Source organism: Ancylomarina sp. YFZ004 (assembly GCF_054254355.1).
The window spans coordinates 37,626-60,222 of sequence record NZ_JBTCHQ010000012.1 but is presented as its reverse complement, the minus strand read 5'-3'; the positions used below and the strand labels follow the sequence as shown (position 1 = coordinate 60,222).

General features: G+C 35.1%; 21 protein-coding genes. All 21 read left to right on the top strand.

Going from position 1 to position 22,597, the window contains the following annotated elements; genetic code table 11:
- The first annotated feature begins 5 nt into the window (after window positions 1-5).
- The 21 genes from ACXR6G_RS16760 (at window position 6) to ACXR6G_RS16660 (ending at window position 22,596) form a co-directional block, all read left to right on the top strand.
- The gene (locus ACXR6G_RS16760; RefSeq protein WP_458362600.1) at window positions 6-1,130 is read left to right on the top strand and encodes an efflux RND transporter periplasmic adaptor subunit; all 1,125 of its coding nucleotides are present in this window, start codon (window positions 6-8) and stop codon (window positions 1,128-1,130) included.
- A 165-nt stretch (window positions 1,131-1,295) separates the two neighbouring features.
- On the top strand, window positions 1,296-2,579 hold the full coding sequence (locus tag ACXR6G_RS16755; protein WP_458362599.1) for an amidohydrolase: 1,284 nt from the start codon (window positions 1,296-1,298) through the stop codon (window positions 2,577-2,579).
- Window positions 2,580-2,798: 219 nt separating this feature from the next.
- Window positions 2,799-3,233, top strand: a complete 435-nt coding sequence (locus ACXR6G_RS16750) for an SRPBCC family protein (protein ID WP_458362598.1) — start codon at window positions 2,799-2,801, stop codon at window positions 3,231-3,233.
- Window positions 3,234-3,248: 15 nt separating this feature from the next.
- Entirely contained in the window at window positions 3,249-3,680 is a 432-nt protein-coding gene (locus ACXR6G_RS16745; protein WP_458362597.1) for a VOC family protein, read from the top strand.
- Window positions 3,681-3,711: 31 nt separating this feature from the next.
- Window positions 3,712-4,449, top strand: coding sequence for an SDR family oxidoreductase (locus ACXR6G_RS16740; RefSeq protein ID WP_458362596.1), 738 nt, complete (start codon window positions 3,712-3,714; stop codon window positions 4,447-4,449).
- A gap of 327 nt (window positions 4,450-4,776) precedes the next feature.
- The gene (locus ACXR6G_RS16735) at window positions 4,777-6,498 is read left to right on the top strand and encodes a hypothetical protein (protein WP_458362595.1); all 1,722 of its coding nucleotides are present in this window, start codon (window positions 4,777-4,779) and stop codon (window positions 6,496-6,498) included.
- Between the two features lie 231 nt (window positions 6,499-6,729).
- Window positions 6,730-9,333 (top strand): ATP-dependent chaperone ClpB, encoded by a 2,604-nt coding sequence (gene clpB, locus ACXR6G_RS16730; RefSeq protein ID WP_458362594.1) that lies wholly within the window; start codon window positions 6,730-6,732, stop codon window positions 9,331-9,333.
- A gap of 194 nt (window positions 9,334-9,527) precedes the next feature.
- Window positions 9,528-10,034, top strand: coding sequence for a hypothetical protein (locus ACXR6G_RS16725; RefSeq protein WP_458362593.1), 507 nt, complete (start codon window positions 9,528-9,530; stop codon window positions 10,032-10,034).
- Between the two features lie 96 nt (window positions 10,035-10,130).
- Window positions 10,131-10,508 carry a PH domain-containing protein gene (locus tag ACXR6G_RS16720; protein ID WP_458362592.1) on the top strand — a complete coding sequence of 126 codons (378 nt, stop codon included), beginning with the start codon at window positions 10,131-10,133 and terminating at the stop codon, window positions 10,506-10,508.
- A 9-nt stretch (window positions 10,509-10,517) separates the two neighbouring features.
- On the top strand, window positions 10,518-11,822 hold the full coding sequence (locus ACXR6G_RS16715) for a retropepsin-like aspartic protease (protein WP_458362591.1): 1,305 nt from the start codon (window positions 10,518-10,520) through the stop codon (window positions 11,820-11,822).
- Window positions 11,823-11,872: 50 nt separating this feature from the next.
- Entirely contained in the window at window positions 11,873-12,385 is a 513-nt protein-coding gene (locus ACXR6G_RS16710; RefSeq protein ID WP_458362590.1) for a hypothetical protein, read from the top strand.
- 22 nt (window positions 12,386-12,407) lie between these two features.
- A complete protein-coding gene (locus tag ACXR6G_RS16705) occupies window positions 12,408-13,028 on the top strand; it encodes a hypothetical protein (RefSeq protein ID WP_458362589.1) in 621 nt (206 codons plus the stop codon).
- Window positions 13,029-13,576: 548 nt separating this feature from the next.
- Window positions 13,577-14,131, top strand: a complete 555-nt coding sequence (locus tag ACXR6G_RS16700; RefSeq protein WP_458362588.1) for a hypothetical protein — start codon at window positions 13,577-13,579, stop codon at window positions 14,129-14,131.
- Between the two features lie 129 nt (window positions 14,132-14,260).
- On the top strand, window positions 14,261-14,764 hold the full coding sequence (locus tag ACXR6G_RS16695; protein WP_458362587.1) for a hypothetical protein: 504 nt from the start codon (window positions 14,261-14,263) through the stop codon (window positions 14,762-14,764).
- A gap of 11 nt (window positions 14,765-14,775) precedes the next feature.
- A complete protein-coding gene (locus ACXR6G_RS16690; protein WP_458362586.1) occupies window positions 14,776-15,648 on the top strand; it encodes an exonuclease domain-containing protein in 873 nt (290 codons plus the stop codon).
- Between the two features lie 152 nt (window positions 15,649-15,800).
- A complete protein-coding gene (locus tag ACXR6G_RS16685) occupies window positions 15,801-16,502 on the top strand; it encodes a carboxypeptidase-like regulatory domain-containing protein (protein ID WP_458362585.1) in 702 nt (233 codons plus the stop codon).
- A 118-nt stretch (window positions 16,503-16,620) separates the two neighbouring features.
- A complete protein-coding gene (locus ACXR6G_RS16680) occupies window positions 16,621-16,797 on the top strand; it encodes a hypothetical protein (RefSeq protein WP_458362584.1) in 177 nt (58 codons plus the stop codon).
- A 358-nt stretch (window positions 16,798-17,155) separates the two neighbouring features.
- Window positions 17,156-18,676, top strand: coding sequence for a glutamate synthase-related protein (locus tag ACXR6G_RS16675; protein ID WP_458362583.1), 1,521 nt, complete (start codon window positions 17,156-17,158; stop codon window positions 18,674-18,676).
- Between the two features lie 74 nt (window positions 18,677-18,750).
- A complete protein-coding gene (locus ACXR6G_RS16670; RefSeq protein ID WP_458362582.1) occupies window positions 18,751-19,182 on the top strand; it encodes an SRPBCC family protein in 432 nt (143 codons plus the stop codon).
- A gap of 360 nt (window positions 19,183-19,542) precedes the next feature.
- Complete coding sequence (locus tag ACXR6G_RS16665) at window positions 19,543-19,998, top strand: DUF1801 domain-containing protein (RefSeq protein ID WP_458362581.1); 456 nt, start codon at window positions 19,543-19,545, stop codon at window positions 19,996-19,998.
- A gap of 660 nt (window positions 19,999-20,658) precedes the next feature.
- The gene (locus tag ACXR6G_RS16660) at window positions 20,659-22,596 is read left to right on the top strand and encodes an alpha-1,4-glucan--maltose-1-phosphate maltosyltransferase (RefSeq protein ID WP_458362580.1); all 1,938 of its coding nucleotides are present in this window, start codon (window positions 20,659-20,661) and stop codon (window positions 22,594-22,596) included.
- Window position 22,597: the final 1 nt, after the last annotated feature.

Genomic DNA, 22,597 nt, shown 5'->3' with positions numbered 1-22,597 from the left:
TTATTATGAAAGCGAATCAGATTACTATACATATCCTTCTTGTTTTATTTCTTTTGGCTTGTCAGAATAAAACGACTAAGCAAGATGATATTGGGCAGGAAGCTTCTAATCTTATTACCATAAGTCAAGAGCAATTCAATTCCGATAAGATGGAAATTGGAACAATCAGCATGCATTGTTTTGAAGATGAAATTGATTGTAATGGTTTTGTCAAAGCTGCACCTGAGGGATCTGCCAAAATTAGTACACCCATATCGGGAATAATCAAATCGATTAATTTCAAATCGGGTGACTATGTGAAGAAGGGACAAATTCTTTGTGAGATCAATACCAATGAGCTGTTAGATATTCAGCAGGATTTTATTGAAACTGAAGTCAAGTTGAAATTGTTAAAGGTTAATTACGACAGAGCCTTTTCTTTATTTAAAGAGAAGATTATGGCTGAGAAAGATTTCTTAAAAATAGAGAGTGATTTTAAGCTTATGCTTGCAAACTTGCAAACTCTAAACTTAAAACTCGATATTCTAAAATTGGATATCTCTAAGATTAGAGGTGGAGATTTATACGCTAGTTTACCCCTTAAAGCACCTATCAGTGGTTATATAGTCAAACAGGATCTGATGCTTGGGCAATTTATTGAACAGAACCAGCAATTGATCGAACAAGTTGATATCAATCAGCTTCAGCTTGAAATAGCCATATTCGAAAGAGATGTGAATCAATTGCAGCTTGGACAGACTATCCATTTTAAAAGCATAGGCGGTACCGAAATGAGCCATCAAGCTAAACTGATTTCTATAGGTAAGGGAGTAGATATGGATTCGAAAAGCATCCTTTGTTTGGCTTCAATCGAAAAAAGCACCAAATCTAAATTGATTCATGGCTCCTATATTCAAGCTAAGATTACGACCAATGAGAAAGATGCCAGGGCTTTGCCTAGTAATGCTATTAGCAAATCGGGCAATGAATACTTTGTCTTAGTTGTTGATAATAGCGAAAAGAATAACTACTATTTTCGTAAGGAAAAAGTGAAGATTGGCTCCATATCAAAGGGCTATACCGAAATTTTAGACGAAAACGATTTGGGTAAGGTGCTGCTTAAGGGTGTTTACAATATTTCAGTAGAATAAGTTTATCCGAAAGGAATAGAAAGAAATACAAAATGATTTAATAAAAGCTGTAGTCTTAGGGATGCAGCTTTATTTATTAAAAGAAAAATTGGACCTATAATTCTGATAGATTATTTTACTTTGTATTTAGTTTCAATAAGGTAATACCTCCATATATATAAGGAAATGAATCATTCTATAGAGCAAAAAATCATAGCATACCGAAGATGTTTTCATGCAAATCCTGAATTAGGCTGGCTAGAATATTGTACTGCAGCATTTATTGCTGATGAGTTATTAGATTTAGGTTTCGAAGTGAAAAGAGGTGCTGAAGTCATGTCTGTTGATAATCTAATGGGGCTGCCTTCTGAGCAAGATAGTCAACTTGCCTTTGAAAAGGCAGAGAAGATATTTGGTTCCGAAAAAATGCGGAAATTTGCCAATAATGCGACGGCTGTTGCTGGTATTTTTAAATGTGGGGATGGGCCTTGTGTTGCTATTCGTGTTGATATGGATGCCTTACCGATATTAGAATCTAATGCGAAAAATCATTTTCCCAATCAAGCAGGTTTTGCGTCAGAATCAAGGGGTGTTATGCATGCTTGTGGGCATGATACACATATGGCTATTGGTCTAGGCTTGGCCCATTATTTAGCTAAGTATGCTAGTCAGCTCAAGGGAAACTATATCCTTTTATTTCAGCCAGCAGAAGAAGGTGTACGAGGCGCAGCATCAATTGTGAAATCTGGCTTTTTAAAGGATGTTGACTACCTATTGGCAGCCCATTTGTGGAGTAATATGCCTTTGGGTAAAGTGGTTTGTTCGCAAAATGGAACTGTGGCTACCGATAAATTGGATGTGACCTTTTATGGAAAAGCTGCACATGCAGGTATTTGTCCTGAAAAAGGGAATAATGCGATTCTGGCTGCCTCCAATACAATTGTTGCTTTAAATGAGATTCAATTTATTGGAGAAGGATTGAGACGAGTGAATGTCGGACGTATTGAAGGAGGAACAGCTCGTAATATTATAGCTGATAGGGCTAAATTGGAAATTGAGCTAAGAGCAGATAGTCAAACAGGGGAGAAGGAGTTGCTTGATAAGCTAGAGGGCATTGTGAAAGCTTCAGCTCACAAACAGGGCTGCTCATTTGAGATTAAAAAAGTTGGGGAAGCTTCTGCAGCTTGTGGTGATAATTCTCTTGCAATACAGATAAGAGACGAAGCAAATAATATAAATGACTTTACGGATGTGATATTATCAGATAAGCAAAACAGAGGGAGTGAGGATTTTACTTCCCTTATGAAAGACGTACAGGCTAGAGGAGGAAAGGCTAGTTTTATAGGTGTAGGTGCTTCAATACATGGTAAGAATTTAGAACATCATACACCAGATTTCGATATAGATGAAGCAGCATTAAATCCGACATTAGAACTTTTCTTTAATCTTATAAAAAGATTAATTAAGTAGCATTTGTAGATAGTCAATCGAATTAATAAGTAGCTGTACCCTAAGGTGCAGCTTTTTTTTTGTTTTAAATTCTTTAAATTTTAATAAAAAAAGATGTCTATGTCCGAATTATTTTGATTGCTATCTTAAATTTTCATAAATTGGGTAATCTAGTTTCTAGAATCGTTAGAAGCGCTACCTACGCCTATTAAAAGTTTTTATTCTTAAAAAATTGATAGGATGAAATATGAAGTAGAAGTTGACATTAATCTCTCTCGTGAGATCGTTATCAGACTCTTTGACAATCCTGATAATATGAAACATTGGCAGCCAGGACTTGTACATTTTGAACATTTGAGTGGTGAGCCTGGCGAAGTTGGAGCCAAGTCCAAATTGTATTATAAGATGGGAAAACGTGAAGTCGAGATGATTGAGACCATCACTTGTAAGAATTTCCCCAATGAATTTTCTGGAACCTATGAAGCCAAAGGCGTGTGGAATCATGTGCAAAACCATTTTATCGAAATTGATGAAAATAAAACCCTATGGAAATCTGTAAATGAGTTTAGATGCTCTGGTTTTTTGAAGATAATGATCTTTTTTATGCCTGGAATGTTCAAAAAAGAAACCTGTAAATACCTAGTCAATTTTAAAGAATTTGCTGAATCGATATAATTAAATACTTATTGTATGACTACAATTAACACGTATCTAACTTTTAATGGTAACTGTGAAGAGGCCTTTCTTTTTTACAAATCAGTTTTTGGTGGGGAATATGCGCATATAGCCAAATTTGCTGATATGCCTGAAAATCCTAATTGTCCAATCGGTAATGAGGATAAAGACAAGGTGATGCATGTTTCTTTACCAATTAGCAAGGAAACGGTTCTAATGGGTAGTGATACGAGTGGCGAATGGGCTAAGAAATTTAATCAAGGGAATAATTTCTCAGTATCTATTTCTGCTGATAGTAAAGCGGCTGCAGATGAATTCTTTAATAAATTATCTGCTGATGGAAAAGTTATTATGGCTATGGATACAACTTTTTGGGGTTCTTACTTCGGTATGTTAGTCGACAAGTTTGGTATTCAATGGATGCTTGGCTTTGATGAGGCTCATTAATATCATTTAGCCATTAAAAAATAAGTTCCTTATGAAAAAAATGAAAATTGAAGGAAAGATTGCTTTTGTAAGTGGTTCGAATAGAGGAATTGGAAAAGCAGTTACGATAGCCCTATTAGAACATGGGGCTAAAAAAGTTTATGCAGGAGCAAGAGATATCAATACTTTAAATAGTCTAAAGTCATGCTATGGAGATCGGCTGGTTCCTGTGGAATTGGATGTTACAAATGATGAATCAATTGCCAATGCGGCTTATTTAGCCACAGATGTAGAAATCCTTATAAATAATGCGGGCATTTTTTCGGTTGGAAATTTCTTAAATGGGAATCTCCTTGAAAGTCTTCAAATCAATTTCGATGTGAATGTATTGGGGCTAGTTAAATTGACTAATGCTTTTCTTGGGACTTTAAAGAAACAAGAATTTGCTGCTATCGCGAGCGTTTCATCCATTATCGGTTTGGCAAGTATGCCTATGGGTTTGACTTATTGTGCTTCGAAGGCTGCGGTTCACAGTATTATTCAAGGTTTAAGAGGCGAACTGAAAGATTCGAATATTCTGGTCACTGGAGTCTATCCTGGTCCTATAGATACTGAGATGACAAAGGATTTAGATATGGCGAAAGATAGCCCTGGAAATGTGGCTGAGAATATTATAAAGGGCTTGCAAGCTGGTGTAGAGGATATCTTTCCTGATTCCATGTCAAGCGAGGTTGGTAAAGCCTATTTTGAATCACCTAAAGCAGTTGAAAAACAATTTTCTGATTTTTAATCTAAATAAAACTGATAGAAACAGAATTCATATTCGATATATATGAGATTTGAAAAATCCTGACTGATTTTGAGTCTTATACACGCAAGGAGACATTTGTTAAATCCATCTCTGAGAACCAGAAAGTGGGGATTGAGAGGGGGTGCGTATCGAAAATGATGATGACGATTTGAATCGAAATGCATAAAAGGTATTGTCGGTAGGCTATACCTTTTTTGTGAATACTAATAGGTGCCTTTTATGAAAATGGTGGTCTATAACTACTTACTATTATTGCAAATACAAGCTAGTAAAATCTAAGGATACTGTACAATTATTATTAGTGATATGAATATCAGATACCAGAGTCTTGTCATAATTGCCATTTTCTTTTTAACAGGCTGTAAAGGCAAGTTGAATAAATTGAATGATGCGTCCCAACGTCAGTATATCTTGTGTGCTCCTATTACGACGGATAAAGCGTGGTACGATTTCGATAATAGAGCACCAATAATTGAAGGCCTTGATGTCTTGCATTTTCCCATTACAACCAAGAATAGTTTAGCTCAAGCGTATTTTAATCAAGGTTTGGTCTTATCATATGGATTTAATCATGCAGAGGCTGCTCGGTCATTTTATTATGCTACGAAACTTGATCCGGATTGTGCAATGGCATATTGGGGATTCGCCTATGTTTTGGGACCTAATTATAATGCTGGAATGGAATCAGATAATTATGAAAGGGCGTATAACGCGATTCAGAAAGCAATAAAACTATCTAATCATGCATCAGCAAAAGAAAAAGCACTCATTCATGCCTTGTCAGAACGATATGTGAGTGGCGCTATTGAAAATAGGAGGCCTTTAGATATTGCTTATTCTAAAGCAATGAAAGCTGTTTTTATAAATTTTCCAGATGATGCTGATATCGGTTCTTTATATGCTGAATCTTTAATGAATTTACATCCCTGGGATTTATGGGATAAAGCTGGTAATGCCAGGGAGTGGACACCTGAAATAATTTCAACCCTTGAGAGTGTATTTCAGATCGACACTAAACATCCTGGAGCTCACCATTTTTATATTCATGCTGTAGAAGCGTCAGCTGAACCAGAGAAAGGATTATATAGTTCTCAATTGTTTGATGAAGGATTGGTTCCAGGTGCTGGTCATTTGATACATATGCCATCTCATATTTATATTCGTACAGGAGATTACCATAAAGGGACTCTATCTAATATTAGGGCAGTTGAAGTGGATCGTGTTTATGTGACAGCATGTAATGCTCAAGGTGCTTATCCATTGGCATACTTTCCTCACAATTATCATTTTATGGCAGCAACTGCCACTCTGGAGGGGAATAGTAAATGGGCAATAAAAGCCTCGAATAAAGTTTCAGAGCATTCTAATCTACAGTTGATGAAATTACCTGGTTGGGGAACCATTCAGCATTATTATACAATTCCCTATTATGTGTATGTGAAATTTGGGAAATGGAAAGAAATTCTTGATCTGAAGAATGAAGCCCCATCCTTAAAATATCCTGAGGCAGTTAGACATTATGCTCGTGGGATGGCCTTTCTTGGTTTAAGAGATATTGTAAGTGCTAAAAATGAATTGCTTGCATTAGAGAATTATTCGGAAGATGAAAGTTTGAATAAGATCACTATATGGGACATTAATTCTGTAGATGTACTTTTGCAAATAGCTAAAAGAGTCTTGAAAGCTGAAATTCTGTCTAGTGAGTCAAATTATCTAGAAAGTATAGTGTTGCTAAAAGAGGCGGCGGTAATTGAAGATGGTTTAAATTACAATGAACCGCCTGATTGGTTCTTTTCAGTTCGTCATCATTTAGGAGCGGTTCAGATTGAAGCAGAAAAGTATGAAGATGCAATACAAACATTTAAAGAAGATCTGGAACGCTTGCCAAAAAATGGATGGGCTTTACATGGTCTAAAGCTAGCCTATTTAAAACTTAAGGATAAAAAAGGTGTATCCGAAGTTGATAAAAAACTAAGTATTGTTTGGTCAACTGCTGATATCAAATTGACTACGAGCAGAATAAAATAATAGCCTTTTCTTAGTATTGTTTGCGTAAGTTGGAATATTATTTCAAACGAAAAAGGTGTAGTCTAATGGCTACACCTTTTCTTATGCAGTTTTAGCATGCTATCTCACTCATTATCTGTTATTATGTCATACAGTTTGTCTTGATTTCTGTCAAGATGGCTTAGTTTTGAAAGAGGTATGAGATTTGATTGCTTATTTGTCGAATAATATTTAACACTAAATGATTAGACTATGAATTTTAATCAATATACCATAAAGTCGCAGGAAGCGATACAGCTTGCCCAGCAAATTGCTCAGGGCTATGAAAACCCACAGATAGAAAATGCACATATACTAAAAGCCATTTTTGAGCTCGATGAAAATGTATTACCCTTTATCTTAAAAAAGATTGGTATTAATGCTGACCTCTTTCAGAAAACTCTCGATCATGTTATTCAAAGCTTTGCCAAAGTACAGGGGGGTGAATTGGTTTTGTCGCGTGAAGCTAATAAAAGCTTAAACGATGCGGCGAATGTGGCTAAGAAAATGAAAGATGAGTATATTTCAATTGAACATCTTCTTTTGGCCATTTTGAAAGCTAATGATTCGATCTCTCGTTTGATGAAAGATAGTGGGATTAATGAGAGTAATCTTTCTGCAGCGATTAATGAGTTGCGTAAAGGACAAAATGTGACTTCGCAATCACAGGAAGATAACTATAATACCCTCGATAAATATGCGCGAAACCTAAATAAGCTTGCCAATGATGGTAAATTGGATCCTGTGATTGGTCGCGACGAAGAAATCAGAAGGATTTTACAAATCCTTTCGCGAAGAACTAAGAATAACCCCATGCTGATCGGAGAACCCGGTACGGGAAAAACGGCTATTGCTGAAGGTTTAGCTCACCGTTTGGTGAAGGGAGATATTCCAGATAATCTGAAGGATAAAATCATTTATTCCTTGGATATGGGTGCTTTAATTGCCGGAGCGAAATACAAGGGTGAGTTTGAGGAAAGGTTAAAGGCTGTTATAAAAGAGGTAATTGCAGAAGATGGAAAAATTGTTCTTTTTATAGACGAAATTCACACACTTGTAGGTGCTGGTGGCGGTCAAGGAGCTATGGATGCTGCTAATATATTAAAGCCAGCTCTGGCCCGTGGTGAATTACGTGCTATAGGAGCAACAACTTTAGATGAGTACCAAAAATATTTTGAAAAGGATAAGGCTTTGGAGCGTCGTTTCCAAAAGGTTATGATTAGTGAACCTAATCGAGAAAGTGCCATCTCTATTCTTAGAGGGATTAAGGATAAGTATGAAAGCTATCATAAAGTGAGAATCCAAGATGCGGCTATAATAGCTGCGGTTGAATTGTCGCAACGCTATATTACTGATCGTTTCTTGCCAGATAAGGCTATCGACTTAATGGATGAATCGGCAGCCAAGTTGCGAATGGAAATCGATTCCAAGCCTGAAGAGTTGGATGTTTTTGATCGTAAAATTATGCAATTCGAAATTGAACTGGAAGCTATTAAACGTGAGAAAGATCAAGCAAAGAATTCTAAAATAAAGAAAGAACTAGCCGATCTTAAGGAAAACCGAAAAGGTATTTATGCCAAGTGGCGATTGGAAAAAGATTTGGTTGATAAAGTTCAACATGTAAAAGCTCAAATTGAGGACCACAAACAAAGGGCTGATAGAGCCGAACGCGATGGTGATTTTGGACTTGTTGCTGAACTTCGATACGGGAAAATTAAAGAGGATGAGGAACTCTTGAATCAGCTTAAAAATGATTTAGCAGCTAATCAGGATAATGCTTTAATTAAAGAGGAAGTGACCAGTGAAGATATTGCTGAGGTTGTAGCAAAATGGACGGGGATTCCTGTTTCTAAAATGTTGCAAAGCGATAGAGAAAAATTATTGACTTTGGAAGATGAGTTACATAAGAGTGTGGTGGGACAAGATGAGGCCATTGAATTGGTGTCTGACGCGGTTCGTCGTTCTCGTGCTGATTTGCAAGATAGTCGTCGCCCTATAGGAAGCTTCTTATTCTTGGGAACAACAGGGGTTGGTAAAACAGAGTTGGCTAAAACATTGGCTGAGTACTTGTTTAATGATGTGAATGCGCTGACACGTATTGATATGAGTGAATATCAGGAGAGACATGCTGTAAGCCGATTGGTAGGAGCGCCTCCGGGATATGTGGGTTATGAAGAAGGTGGGCAATTGACCGAAGCCGTTCGTCGCAAACCTTATTCAGTTGTTTTGCTTGATGAGATTGAGAAAGCACACCCCGATACTTTCAATATCCTTTTGCAAGTGCTTGATGAAGGACGTTTGACTGACAATAAAGGGCGTGTGGCTGACTTTAGGAATACCATTATTATTATGACTTCGAATATGGGAGCTCATATCATTCAAGATAGAATGGAGAATATTGATATGACTAAGCGAATGGGCATATTAGATGAAACAAAACTTGAGGTACTTAAGCTTTTGAAGCAAAGCGTTCGACCTGAATTCTTAAATAGAATAGATGAAACGGTCATGTTTACGCCTCTGAATCTTGAGGAAGTTGAAGAGATTGTTCTGCTTCAAATCAATGCACTAAAAGCAAGCTTGGCGAAAAAAGACATCAACCTTGAATTGAGTGATGCGCTTATTTCATACTTGGCTAAGATTGGTTTCGAACCTCAGTTTGGAGCCAGACCAATTAAGCGGGTTATTCAAAGAGTCATATTGAATCAGTTATCTAAAGAAATTCTATCAGGAAGACTGATTTCAAATAATACGATATCAATAGATTTGAAAGGTGAGAAGCTTATTTTTAATAATAAAAGTTTGAAAGAGAGTTAAAAGAGAATTAATAGTTGGTTAGTTATATTGAGTGATGAGGAGTAGACTTTGTAAAGTCTACTCCTTTTTTTATAAGCTTAAAATAAGTAGACAAATTCTATTTTATACCTACTTCTATGTATTTGCTTGTTCTTTATATTGTTTATTATATTCTTTTCATAAATTTGGGATCATGTTAATTTAAAAATGAAAGTATGTGGACTAAAATTACGCAATCGAAGTATTTATATCTGGCTCAATATTTCTTGTTAGGAATTATATTAGCTGTATTTGTTTATCAATTTCTAACACAATCTTTATTAAATCAGAAGATTGATTTGAGTTTACTGTTTGAGAAAGAAACATTAGCTTTTCTTTTTTCATGTTTAGTCGGTAGTACTTTGGGTGGCATGGTCTATATAATCATCTCATTAAATGATAAAATTCGAGTGAGAAGAGAAACTAACAATTGGGCTAAAATGAAAAATGCGAAGATTAGCTCAGTTATACTTAAAGCGATGTTTGCTCTATCATTGGGTGCTTTTGTTGGCATGTTAGCAAAAAGAGCAATGGAAATGGAATCATACGATTTTTTCATGAGCTCTCTATTTTCAAGTGAGAATATTATAAGCTATATAGCTGCTGTTGTGGCTGCATGTGTATTTGCAATTCCTTTATCAATAGGAGCAATGAAGCGTTTAAAACTTCTTTACGGTAATTAGATTTTAAGCTTCAAATCCTGGAAGACGGAGTCTAGTAAACAGGTGAATAAGCGAGATGCAAATAAATGAAAGAATAGGAAATTTAATAAAATAAATATGGGACTATTATCAGCAATTATTGGAAATGCAGGCGAAGTAAGTCAAGAAGAATTACTTAAGAAATACAATCAATTACTTATTGATGGCGAAACGATAGAATTGGGATTTAAACTTATTCGAGATACATTCATTTTTACGACTAAGCGATTGATATTAATAGATAAACAAGGTATTACAGGTAGTAAGACAGAATATAAATCAATTTCCTATAAAAGCATTTCCAGGTTTAGTGTTGAGACGAATGGCACCTTTGATTTGGATGCAGAATTGAAGATTTGGGTCTCTAGTGAACTCGAACCTAGTATTAGAAAACAATTTAATAAGTCAGTGAATGTTTATGATGTTCAGAAAATACTGGCATCTCATGTCTTATAAATAATCTTAATGATGAGGAGGAAAATTTCATACACGATTAGTTTAGTATCAATATATTTATTCATTTTTTGTCAATCCATACAAGCTCAGTCTCCCAATGAATTAATTGGTCAGTTGATAGGAGGTGATGATATGTTTGAATTGCAAAAGCAGCATGAACTCCTTAAGGATAGTATCATTCCTATGCTTGATAGTATGTCGGAAGCTATGCTTGCCGTTTCATTTAATCAGCCTGATAAAGGAATCAAAGCTTTAGAGAGCTTATTGAGCAATGAAAACTATCAGGCTCAAATGGGAATAAACACCATTGCTAACTTCATGTATCTCTATGCAGATGTATTTGAAAATAAATACGATTTTAAGGCTTCTGTTGAGCTTTTACAATCTTTTATCGAGCAGACTAAAGAAGTCCCTTTAGGACAAATCAGAGGTATACTTCAGAATAAGTTGGAGCTTAATAGATCTTTAGCTAAAGCCAAAGCATTTAAAGTTGTACGTCCCGATAAGGATTGTGAAATTGACTTTTATCTCGAAAAAGCGGGTAGAGGTAAAAGTTTAATGGTAGATGCTAAGATAAATGATACTGATTTATCGATGATCTTTGATACAGGTTGTCCCAAGTATAGTTTATTGTCTGAAGCCACTGCTGAAGAAATTGGACTAGTCAAGATTGGCGATTCCATATCGATGGTAGGCGTAGGCAAAGGAACGGCATGGATTGGTACAGCTGATAGTATACGTCTTGGAGAGATCATCTGTTACAACCCAATTTTTTACGTTGTACCCAAAATTGTAACAGATACAACATTGAATGACTTTGCAGTATTGGGAGCTGATATCTTTAATGCCTTAGATGAGCTGATTTTCCTTCCTAAGAAAAAGAAAATCATATTCCCAGTTCAATTATCCGTTTTACCCAAGAGCGGCAACAACCTGGTGATGAAAAATCGACAACCATATCTTAAACTAAGCTTGAATGGAAAATCCTGCTTGATGCATTTTGATACAGGTAATGTGCAAACTTATTTGACCCATCATTATTACGAGCGAAATAAGCCAGGTATAGAGAAGCTAGGAATGATCGATTCACTTCGTATTGGTGGTTTTGGAGGCATTTCTATCCAGAAATCATATCGATTACCACTGACTAAGTTTGAGCTTGAAGGTCGTGAGTTTAATTTTAATCAGGTTCAAGTTAGCACAGAAACAGCTATACATACTTGGTGTGAAGATGGCATATTTGGGACAGACTTTTTACAGAAGTTTGATAAGGTCGTTTTAAGCTATAAGAATATGTTTATAGCTGTAGAGTAGATATTGGGATAAATATTCAAACAGGAATAAAACAAAAGGAATAAAAAATAATGCAGGAAAAAGAACAAACTTCGAAACAATATTTTAAGTCTTTAAAAGTCATTCATATAGCTCTTTTGTTGGGGCAGTTGGCATTTGCAACTTTAGCCTACATCATTAATTTCATCACACCTATATCTAATGGCATGGAAGATTTGAATGATATCTTTTTAATTCTGGTATCGGTAATTACTTTTGGTAGTATTGCGGCAGGAATATTCATTACAAAGTCAAAACTTATAGCTGCTAATGAGAAGCCAAATTTATCGGATAAATTAAATGATTATCGTGCGCTTACAATTGCTAGACTGGCTTTATTAGAAGGGCCTGTATTTTTTGCAATTATCTCTTTTTTGCTAACAGGTAATTTGATTTTTCTGGGATTCGCGGGATTGATTCTAATCATATTCATAATACAAGCACCAGGTAAGGATAAGCTTATAAATGATTTGGAACTTACTTATGCTGAAAAGTCATTAATTGAAGATCCTGCAGCAAGGGTGATGATTATTCAGAAACAATAAGTCTACTCACAATTCAATCAATATGAATACCCCAAAGTATCTAATTATTTTATTACTGTCGTTAATCAGTTCCACAGTTTTTGCTCAGAAAAAAGAGGCCATTATTACACTTCGATCTGGAGAAAAACTCACAGGATTAGCCAGAATAAAAACAGATCAAACCGTTAAATTCAGAAAAGGCAAGATCAGTGAAGCACGTATTTATACATTCCGAGATATCAAAGTATTGAAGATAGAGGAGGGGTTCGGGATGAATACCTATCATTATAAAATGATAAAAAAGAAGCATGTAAGGCGTCCTAAGCTTTTGAAATTGTGTGTGAAAGGAAAGATGAGCTTGTATTCGGAATATTTTGAGAATAATACGCCTATGGGAGGCATGGGAAGTATGGGCGGTACGGGAGTCTCGCTTGGTTTTTCCATGGGTGGTGGAACGACTTGCTATTATATCTGCATGAACGATAATCACCTTGTAGAACCTGTCACAAAAGTTGGTAGTGGTCTGGGAAGAGGCCTTAGGAAAACAGGATTGAAATTTTTTAAGGATTGTCCGGTTATTGCCGAAAAGATTAAAAATAAGACCTATAAAAGCCGTGATATCGAACTCGTTGTATATGAATACAACCTTAGAGGTGGAAAATAAAATAGGAGTCACCTCAATGGGGCATGACTCAAGAATGAATATTCTCATATTGGATTAATCATAATATTTATAAAAGAGCTGCAATTCATGAATTGCAGCTCTTTTGCGTTTTAGGCTTATCAAAACACTGATCGGAGCGATGTATTGAGCAAGTCGAATATTGGTGAAACAGTAGTGTTTGCAGCAAGATCTCCATTTAGCTTACTGAGTGGAGTAAAAGGAGAGATGAGATCTAGAGGAGGGCTTCCTATAAAGAAATATGCATATGCTGAAATATGCTTATTGAGCTAAGTCGAAATACTATTCATCATTATATAGATTTATTCCGTTTTGTGTACCCTTATTGTTTTACTTCTGAGTTATTTATTGTTTACTCTCTAGTTTTCATAAATTTGAATGAATTCCATATGAGATTGTGTTTTATCACGACCCTAAGTATGTGTAAACGTACAATGTTGTAAATGGATAATAGTTATAAAGGTAACGAGTGACGTTTACTTACAATCGTTGTATGCAATGCGTGCTGTAAAATATACAAATCAGAAATAATGAAAACTATTCAAAAAAAGACCCATTATTTAAAACTAGTTGGCGATTATCGTTACGAGGCATTAATGGAAATGTTTAAAGGTTTTAATAAGGCTCTTGATAATTTCAAACAGAAATTTGAAGAAATAAGCTGGTACGAAGGTGATACTTATTATGAAGAAACAGAATTGATATATGGAGTTGTTTTGGTTAGTCTTCAAAATTATATTAATAGTTGTTGTGCGGATTTTATTAAAATAAAACCAGATGGTTATACAAAGAATTATCAATATTATTCTGAAAACACGAAGGTGATAGCAAACGATGTTTCTCAAATAAGACTAATTATTGAGCTTGCAAACTATTTTAAACACAAGAATGACAAAACTGGCTTGACCAAGAACACTAGGGAATGCTTTGAAAAATTAGATTTATTGAGATATCGAAGTAATGAAGAAAATGGCTGGAGTGAAAATTTAATGATAGAAGGGTTAGAAATGTTATATCACAATGATTTTAATCAATTACTTCCAATTGTAAAATCATGGAGATATGAAAATATTGAAAGAATATGATAAAAGCGTCCACTAGCTAGAGCTTGTAGCTCTTGCACCTTAAAGTTGAATAACGTGGAACTAATCATGTAATAAATCCTTACGGTAACTGGGGATAAAACAGAACAAATCAAAAACATATAAAAAAAAATGGATCTTTTTTCACAAATCCTTGACGAGGAAAGTAAGGAGTCAAAAAAAACTGAGTCTGAGTCTGAGCCTGAGCTTATAGTTAATTATGGGTATATAAAAGAACAAGTCTTTAAGTTTACTAAGAATAGTAAAAGCAATCCTTTTTATAATAAAAATGTGATTTTCACTGAGAAACTTAGAGACAGTAAGTATAAAGAATTTCAGATTATAGGCAATTTAGGTGGATGGGGAGATGATAAGGAGCTTACAATTGATGCAGACTATTTAATCATATCTGATGTAATAATTAGTGAAATAATTGAAAATGATAATCATCTTCTCTTGAATGAATTAAATGAAAAACTAAATGTTTATTCTATAGCTGAAAAGAAGCGTATACGAAATTATAAATTTAAAAGCCTTCAAATTATTAGTGAGGAAGTATTCTTAAATCACATTATGAATAGGTGTAATGAGATTAATGATACTGTAACTAGAAAATTAATAGATAGCTTAAAATAACTATGAACAAAATGGATTTTGTTGCAATAGATTTTGAACATGCAATGCCGTTTAAGGGGAGTGTGTGTTCGGTAGGAATTGTTTCTTATAAGGACGGTAATATAGTAGATGAATATTCTACTCTTATTCAGCCACCCAATAATGAATATAATTATTTTACTACAAAAGTACATGGCCTAACTCCTGAGCATACTAGAAATGCTCCCTCGTTTATTGATGTGTACCCAGAAATAAAAAAGAGAGTTAATGGAAATGTTTTAGTTGCACATAATGCATTCTCTACTGATAAAGCATGTTTGGAACAAGCTATGGATTATTCTGGAATAAATGAAGATTTGAATTTGGATTGGCAATGTACGTATAGGATTACAAATGCAAAACTTAATTTAGTTGCACAAATATGTCATATCGAATTAAACCATCACGAAGCTTTATCTGATGCAAAAGCATGTGCAAAAATATTTGACTTGTATCAAAATAATAAACTTCCATTGAATGAGATAGAAGAGGCTAATCCTGTTAAAAGGAAAGCTAAGAAAAAAAGTACTAGTTCTTATGGAGAAAGATTAAAAGGGGATGTTTTTAAGCCTGACTTTGAGAATGCTAAGAACAAAGAGAACCCTTTTTATATGAAAAAGGTTGTAGTGTCAGGATTTGCTAGTGCTGATAAAAAAACGATTGCTCAAGAATTAAAATATTTTGGTGCTGACGTAGACACTGGTATAGGTAAGAAAACAAATTTTTTAATAGCTGGTGAAAATGTTGGCCCCTCGAAGCTAACGAAAATGCAGGCTAATATTGCAGAAGGTAAAGAGGCGTCAATTATCACACATCAAGAATATAAAGAGATGACAAAGGATCTTATTTTAAATGAATCATGTTGAAATGAAATACTCCACTAGCGCGATCTTGTAGCTCGTGCTCTGCAAAGCAGAAAAATATCCTTTGCTAGCAAGAGTGTGTTTAATCTTAATTGATTTGTTGTATTACAATAATTATATTAAATTCAAAACTGTTTAATTCTAAATTTTAGATGATGAAAAAAAATAAGTTAGTACTGTTCCTACTGTTCCTACTGTTCCTACTGTTTTTTGCTTTTTCCAATCTTACTCTATTGGCCCAAAAAATAGAAGTGAAAGGCAAAGTTGTAATTTTTAATATCGTACCAGTTGTTAATGCTAATGTAAAGATGCCTGGTAGTGAAACATCTGTGAAAACAGATCAGGATGGTAGTTTTACTTGTATTTGTAATGAAAAAGATAAACTTGTTATAACAGCAGCTGGGTTCCAAAAATTAGTCATCAAAGTAAAAAAGAAGAAAGCCAAACAGTTGGTTGCCAGAATGAGATTGAAGAAGTCATCAGAGGCTTCAAAAATGGCGATTGAAAAAGGACATATTCTTCAAGTTAGTGAATTTGAAGAATTACTAAAGAAAAGGTCTGATATTAAAGATTATTCAAAATATACAAGTGTACTGCACCTCATCCAAAATGAATTTCCATCCTTGCAAATAGAAAAAGGAGAAGTGGTTATAAGGGGAGTGTCTTCTGTTCAAAATTCTACTGCTGCCAGATTCGTACTGGATGGCGTAATGATAGAGTCAACAGCAATACCGAATATACCTACATTCCAGATTGCGAGTGTAAAAGTGGTAAAAGATGGTAAGGCTGCTTTTTATGGGATTCGAGGTGGTACAGGTATCATATTGATTAAAACAAAGAGTGGGAATTCTAATTAAGAATCAAAGAAGCCTTCCAAAAGCAATCATCAGTCAATAGATTTAATAAAATAAAGGGTGATTTAATTTGAGTTGAAAAATCCAATTCATTATATTCGAGTTCTTAAAAAAATCATATATGAAATACATACCCTACCTATTGGCCTTAATAGGAGCCCTAATTTTAATCGTTGATCTGTTTGATCTGTATGCACTTAATAAGTGGGTTTTGATATCAGGTTATCTGCTCATGTTTGTAGCCATAATCATGTTGAAATTTTGTCCCTGTCGTCAAAAAGACAATGTATCTGATTAAAGATAATAGCCATAGCGCTGATTCATATAAAAAACAATAGCCACAATCATTGGATTGTGGCTATTGTATTTTCATGCTTTAGTTTTATAAGCGTGAAGAAGTTTTTATTGAAGACCTACCTCCAAATAAGCTTGGAGTATTCCTTTAGGTAGTCATCCTAATATGGCCTTATACGAAAAGAAATACTATCTTAGGACTAGACACAAGAATAATAAAAAGAGCTGCAATTCACCAATTGCAGCTCTTTTTTATGTCATTGATATTTATCAATAGTTTCTTCGATGAAATTCACTCAGATTGTACTAAGTAATTGGGAATAAGTTGTTAAATTGAGGTGTAGTCTAAACTTAACTGAAAAATGATGAGTGAACCAAAACAAGCAGGTAAGAAACCTATAGTCGTTGAATTGCAGAAAGATGATGATTTGTATTTTTGTGCATGTGGGGAATCAAAGTCGCAACCCTTTTGCGACGGATCTCATATTAGCACTTCTTTTAAGCCTTTATTCTTTAATCCTGAAGAAACTGGAGAAGCCTATTTGTGTATGTGTAAGCAGAGTAAAAACCTGCCTTATTGCGATGGAACGCACAAGAGTTTAAAGGATGAGGATTCAGATAAGAAGCCTGAAGAAAAGAAATCCGCCTTGGGTGAGCCTACAAAGGAAGAGCCGACATTGGCTTATATAAAAGCTTTGGCTCGCGATGGTTTATCTAAAACAGGCCACCACGGTGAAGTAGATGCCATGGGTGTTCCTGGTCCTGACTTGCCTCAGTGGAAAGATATTCAGCTATTGGTAGCTCAAATGGCAACAAAGCCTCTTATGGAAGATGTTCAAGTTGGTACAGAGCTGATTATTGGTCCCAATGCAAAAAAACCATTACGATTAGATATTCCTCTTTTTGTTTCAGATATGAGCTTTGGTGCTTTGTCTGAAGAAGCAAAGATGGCTTTATCAAAGGGAGCAGAGCTGTCTGGAACAGGAATATGTTCGGGTGAGGGCGGTATGCTGGATGAAGAACAGCAGGCTAACAGCAAATACTTTTACGAATATGCTTCAGCTAAGTTTGGATTTGAATGGGATAAGCTAAAGCGTGTACAAGCTTTTCACTTTAAAGGTGGACAGGGAGCCAAGACAGGAACTGGAGGACACCTGCCTGGCAATAAGGTAGTCGGAAAGATTGCTGAGGTAAGAAAGTTGGCTGAGGGAACACCAGCGGTTTCGCCTCCAACATTTGACGATTTACATACCGTAGAAGATTTTAAGAATTTCGCGAATAAGGTTCGTGAGATAACAGGAGGAATTCCTATTGGGTTTAAACTATCTGCCAATCATATTGAAGAGGATATTCAATTTGCACTTGATGCTTCTGCCGATTATATTATTCTTGATGGTCGCGGAGGCGGTACAGGAGCTGCACCCTTAATTTTTAGAGATAATATCTCAGTACCTACCATTCCAGCCTTAGCAAGAGCCCGTAAATACCTTGATCAGCGCAACAGAAAAGATGTCACCTTGATTATTACAGGAGGACTTCGTGTTCCCGATGACTTTATAAAAGCAATGGCTTTGGGAGCTGATGGTGTTGCCTTGGCCAATTCAGCTATTCAATCAATCGGTTGTGTTGCTGCGCGAATGTGCCATACCAATAATTGTCCAGCTGGCGTAGCAACTCAAAAGCCTGAACTGCGTAAATTGATTGATGTGGATAAGTCGGCTGCTCAGCTATACAACTTCTTTTCAGCTTCTACTGAATTGATGAAAGTTATGGCACGTGCTTGTGGTCATAAGCATTTGAATCAGTTTAATGAGACTGATATTACAACATGGAAAAAAGAGATGGCTGATTTAACGGGAATTAATTTTGGAGGAATAAAATGATATGATATGAATGTCGGTGCGCCTATAAGTGTTAGCCGTTAACTATATTTTATTAACCAATTAACTTATTTGAAATGGGATGTTATAATTCAATCGTGATCGAAGCCCCAGCTGAGAAAGTGTGGGATGTGTTGAGGAATTTTCATGAGTTATCATGGGCAAGAAATATTATAACTAAGGTTGAAATTGTAGGGAATAAACCCTTTTTTGAAGTTGGAGCTAAGAGAATTGTGAATGATAGCTTTTATGAAAGCTTATTATCATTCGATAATCATGCAAAAAAGTTTAGCTATAGCATAGATGATGGGCCAGGAGTTGCTTCAAAAGACAATCTTATCGGATATGTAGGAGAATTGACCGTATTTCCTGTTACTGAGAATAATTCCTCATTTGTATTGTGGACTACGACATGGGAACTAGAAAAAAAAGAAGGTGTTGCTGAATTCCTGAATCCTTTATATAAAGCACTCTTACAGGATTTAAAGTCTTCTATAGAGAGTGTGTGACCTCATTTTGAATGCAGTGGCGACCTAATATGAATTAAATTTGGTGGCGTAGGATAACATCTGATATGAGAATCGATTGTTATTTGTTGGCTATGTTTCGCTAAAGCCGCTAGGCTTCTACTTTTACTCATAGAGTAATATCATATTAAGGAATTCATGATTTTCAATGCTCCTTAGATGAGAAAAGTAGACTACCCCGAAGGGCTCATGAGCACCTGAAATTTAATCAGCGAATAAAAGAATCAAGTCAGTCTGATCCTAGCTGGCTATCTGTGGTTACAATTATTTCACGCCTAACGGCAGACTGACAAAGTACGCTCTAAAACATTGATATTAGAATATTGTAATAACGAACGAAAGATGCAAATAGAAGCTGATAATCCAGAGCAATATATTAAGCAAATCCCTGAAGAAAGGCAAGCTGCTTTTGCTAAATTGAGAAATATGATTCTAAAGAATCTCCCACAGGGTTTTGAAGAATGTATGAGTTCTGGTATGATTGGCTATGTAGTATCTCATTCCATATATCCAAGTGGTTATCATTGCGATACAAGATTGCCTTTATCATTTATGAATATCGCATCGCAAAAGAACTTTGTAGCCTTTTATCATATGGGACTCTATGCTAATAAAGACCTACTAGATTGGTTTGTCTCGGAATATCCCAAGCATTGTAAATTGAAACTTGATATGGGTAAATCTTGTGTGCGTTTTAAAAAGGTAGATCAAATTCCTTTTGAATTGATTGGTCAGCTTGTTGCTAAAATGAGTGCACAAGAATGGATAGATCACTATGAAAGCTTAATTAAGCAATAGGGTCTCACTAGTAAGGTCGATGAAAAAGACTCTTAAATAGTAAAAGCAGTAAAAAATTGATTCATTCAATTTTTTACTGCTTTTTAATTTCATATAATTTTAATCTGATGCATTAGTAGCCAATTTATGATATATCAGATTGTCCTGATTTGTTAAGTAGTAATCATTAAATACACGAAGTAGGAATTAGTATTGATTAAGGAAATTGAGTTCAAATTAAGTCTTAATAAGAGACCTAATTTAAGTGTGCTTTATAAGCTAATTACTTGAACAAAAAAATATATAATTAGTCAAATGACATATTTGTAATGCCTGAAGAAGTGTTTGCTTTTTGCACGAAAATTGGCTTAGAAGTGTTATATAAAAGCTCCTTATTTCTGTGCTATTTTGATATTTTTTGATAGCTTTAATCAGAGATTCCTTGGTTTGTAGAGTTTTGAGTCTCTTAAGTCCCTGATTGTCAATTCAACAATCGGTTGCAAGAAAAATGCAGAAAATGAGAATTATTTTAAGGTTAAATTATGTGAAAACACATAAAAAAAGTGTTTTCTACAAATTGGATGTTTTTTTAGCCCTTTATTTTTATTTTTTTTCATGCAACATAAAGTTGATTAAATAGGGCTTGATAATCTGATCTGAAATAAAAAAAAAGTTTGAATAATGAAGAACCAAAAAAGAGTCGTTATAGATTATACTTCGCCAGAAGTAAATAATGCAAAATTCCCAATAAAAAGAGTGATTAACGAAAGTGTAAATGTTGATGCGCATATACTAGTTGATGGTCATGATGTGATTGCTGCTTCGGTTTTATATAAACATGAAAAAGCCAGAAGATGGCAAGAAGTAAGAATGAGTCATATTAATAATGACGAATGGGAAGCTTCTTTTACGGTTGATAAACAAGGTTACTACACTTTTAAAGTAGAAGGATGGGTTGACTATGCTTTAAATTGGCAAGATGGCCTAAGCAGAAAGATAGAAGATAATCAGGAAGTCAAGTCGGAATTGCTCGAGGGTGTAGCGTATATAAAGGAGGTATTAAAAAAAGCTTTAGCAAAGGAAAAAGCCTATCTCAAGAATTTGCTTGAAATTTTTTGTGATCAAACTAAGTATGAAACAGCAATAAAAGAAGCGGTAAGCGAAAAATTGACTGATCTATTTATAAAGTACCCTGTTAAGTTTTTAGCTAATACATCTCAGGAGCAAAAAGTTTATGTCGATAGATTGAAGGCTAGATATAGTACTTGGTATGAATTCTTCCCACGTTCAGCCTCTCAAGAGGATGGTGTACATGGTACTTTTAAAGATTGTGAGCATCTACTTCCTAAAATAGCCGAATTAGGTTTCGATACTCTGTATTTCCCACCTGTTCATCCTATTGGAGAAGAGAATCGAAAAGGCAAAAATAATACGACAACAGCTCACACCAATGATGTAGGCTCTTGTTGGGGTATCGGTTCTAAAAATGGAGGACATAAAGATATTCATCCTCAGTTGGGTAGTCTTGATGACTTCAAATCGCTTATAAAGCAGGCAGATGAGTTGGGTATTGAAGTTGCTATGGACTACGCTCTGCAAGCCGCACCAGATCATCCATGGGTGAAAGATCATCCAAAATGGTTTAAATGGAGACCAGATGGAACAGTTCAATATGCTGAGAACCCTCCTAAAAAATACCAAGATATACTACCCATTTATTGGGAATCAGAAGATTATAATAAGCTATGGGCAGAATGCTTAGATGTATTAATGTTTTGGATAGATTGTGGTATACGTGTGTTTAGAGTTGATAACCCTCATACTAAACCTTATTATTTCTGGAACTGGATTATTAATGAGGTAAAGAAAAAACATCCGGATGTCCTGTTTTTGGCGGAAGCATTAACCAAGCCTAAAGTTATGCAGCAGCTTGCAAAACAAGGCTTTACTCAGTCGTACTCGTATTTTACATGGCGCGAGACTAAACAGGAACTTGTTGAATATATCGAGGAGTTGACCCAAACAAATCAGCGTGAATATATGCGACCAAACTTTTGGCCGAATACCCCAGATATAAATCCATTTCATTTGCAGGGAGCCAACGAAGCCAAATATATGCAGCGTTATGTACTAGCAGCAACCTTAAGTTCTAATACAGGAATTTATGGGCCTGTGTTCGAACAGATGATAAGTGATGCGCTTCCAGGTAAAGAGGAGTATTTAAATTCTGAGAAATTTCAATTATACAACTACGATTGGTTTAAAGAAAATAAGCTGACGACCATAATTGGTAAAGTAAATAAGATACGACAAGAGCATGAAGCGCTTCAGCAAACCAATAATATCAAGTTTTGTCCTATTGAGAATGATAATTTAATTGCTTACTACAAATGGAATGACTCCAAAACCGATGAGCTGTTAATTGTTGTCAACTTAGATCCCTATTATTCGCAACAAGCTTCTGTGAAATTGCCTTTTGAGAATTTGGGAATTCATCCGGGACATCAGGTTCAAGTTCACGATTTGATAACTGATCATACTTACAATTGGAGTAACGAATGGAATTATATCGAATTACACACAAGTTTACCCTTTCATATATTTAAAATCCACAAATAAT

What these genes read in the sequence shown, in the direction of transcription:
- ACXR6G_RS16760 (WP_458362600.1), top strand. Translation starts at nt 6, where the DNA reads ATGAAAGCGAATCAGATTACTATACATATCCTTCTTGTTTTATTTCTT.
- ACXR6G_RS16755 (WP_458362599.1), top strand. Translation starts at nt 1,296, where the DNA reads ATGAATCATTCTATAGAGCAAAAAATCATAGCATACCGAAGATGTTTT.
- ACXR6G_RS16750 (WP_458362598.1), top strand. Translation starts at nt 2,799, where the DNA reads ATGAAATATGAAGTAGAAGTTGACATTAATCTCTCTCGTGAGATCGTT.
- ACXR6G_RS16745 (WP_458362597.1), top strand. Translation starts at nt 3,249, where the DNA reads ATGACTACAATTAACACGTATCTAACTTTTAATGGTAACTGTGAAGAG.
- ACXR6G_RS16740 (WP_458362596.1), top strand. Translation starts at nt 3,712, where the DNA reads ATGAAAAAAATGAAAATTGAAGGAAAGATTGCTTTTGTAAGTGGTTCG.
- ACXR6G_RS16735 (WP_458362595.1), top strand. Translation starts at nt 4,777, where the DNA reads ATGAATATCAGATACCAGAGTCTTGTCATAATTGCCATTTTCTTTTTA.
- clpB (WP_458362594.1), top strand. Translation starts at nt 6,730, where the DNA reads ATGAATTTTAATCAATATACCATAAAGTCGCAGGAAGCGATACAGCTT.
- ACXR6G_RS16725 (WP_458362593.1), top strand. Translation starts at nt 9,528, where the DNA reads ATGTGGACTAAAATTACGCAATCGAAGTATTTATATCTGGCTCAATAT.
- ACXR6G_RS16720 (WP_458362592.1), top strand. Translation starts at nt 10,131, where the DNA reads ATGGGACTATTATCAGCAATTATTGGAAATGCAGGCGAAGTAAGTCAA.
- ACXR6G_RS16715 (WP_458362591.1), top strand. Translation starts at nt 10,518, where the DNA reads ATGATGAGGAGGAAAATTTCATACACGATTAGTTTAGTATCAATATAT.
- ACXR6G_RS16710 (WP_458362590.1), top strand. Translation starts at nt 11,873, where the DNA reads ATGCAGGAAAAAGAACAAACTTCGAAACAATATTTTAAGTCTTTAAAA.
- ACXR6G_RS16705 (WP_458362589.1), top strand. Translation starts at nt 12,408, where the DNA reads ATGAATACCCCAAAGTATCTAATTATTTTATTACTGTCGTTAATCAGT.
- ACXR6G_RS16700 (WP_458362588.1), top strand. Translation starts at nt 13,577, where the DNA reads ATGAAAACTATTCAAAAAAAGACCCATTATTTAAAACTAGTTGGCGAT.
- ACXR6G_RS16695 (WP_458362587.1), top strand. Translation starts at nt 14,261, where the DNA reads ATGGATCTTTTTTCACAAATCCTTGACGAGGAAAGTAAGGAGTCAAAA.
- ACXR6G_RS16690 (WP_458362586.1), top strand. Translation starts at nt 14,776, where the DNA reads ATGGATTTTGTTGCAATAGATTTTGAACATGCAATGCCGTTTAAGGGG.
- ACXR6G_RS16685 (WP_458362585.1), top strand. Translation starts at nt 15,801, where the DNA reads ATGAAAAAAAATAAGTTAGTACTGTTCCTACTGTTCCTACTGTTCCTA.
- ACXR6G_RS16680 (WP_458362584.1), top strand. Translation starts at nt 16,621, where the DNA reads ATGAAATACATACCCTACCTATTGGCCTTAATAGGAGCCCTAATTTTA.
- ACXR6G_RS16675 (WP_458362583.1), top strand. Translation starts at nt 17,156, where the DNA reads ATGATGAGTGAACCAAAACAAGCAGGTAAGAAACCTATAGTCGTTGAA.
- ACXR6G_RS16670 (WP_458362582.1), top strand. Translation starts at nt 18,751, where the DNA reads ATGGGATGTTATAATTCAATCGTGATCGAAGCCCCAGCTGAGAAAGTG.
- ACXR6G_RS16665 (WP_458362581.1), top strand. Translation starts at nt 19,543, where the DNA reads ATGCAAATAGAAGCTGATAATCCAGAGCAATATATTAAGCAAATCCCT.
- ACXR6G_RS16660 (WP_458362580.1), top strand. Translation starts at nt 20,659, where the DNA reads ATGAAGAACCAAAAAAGAGTCGTTATAGATTATACTTCGCCAGAAGTA.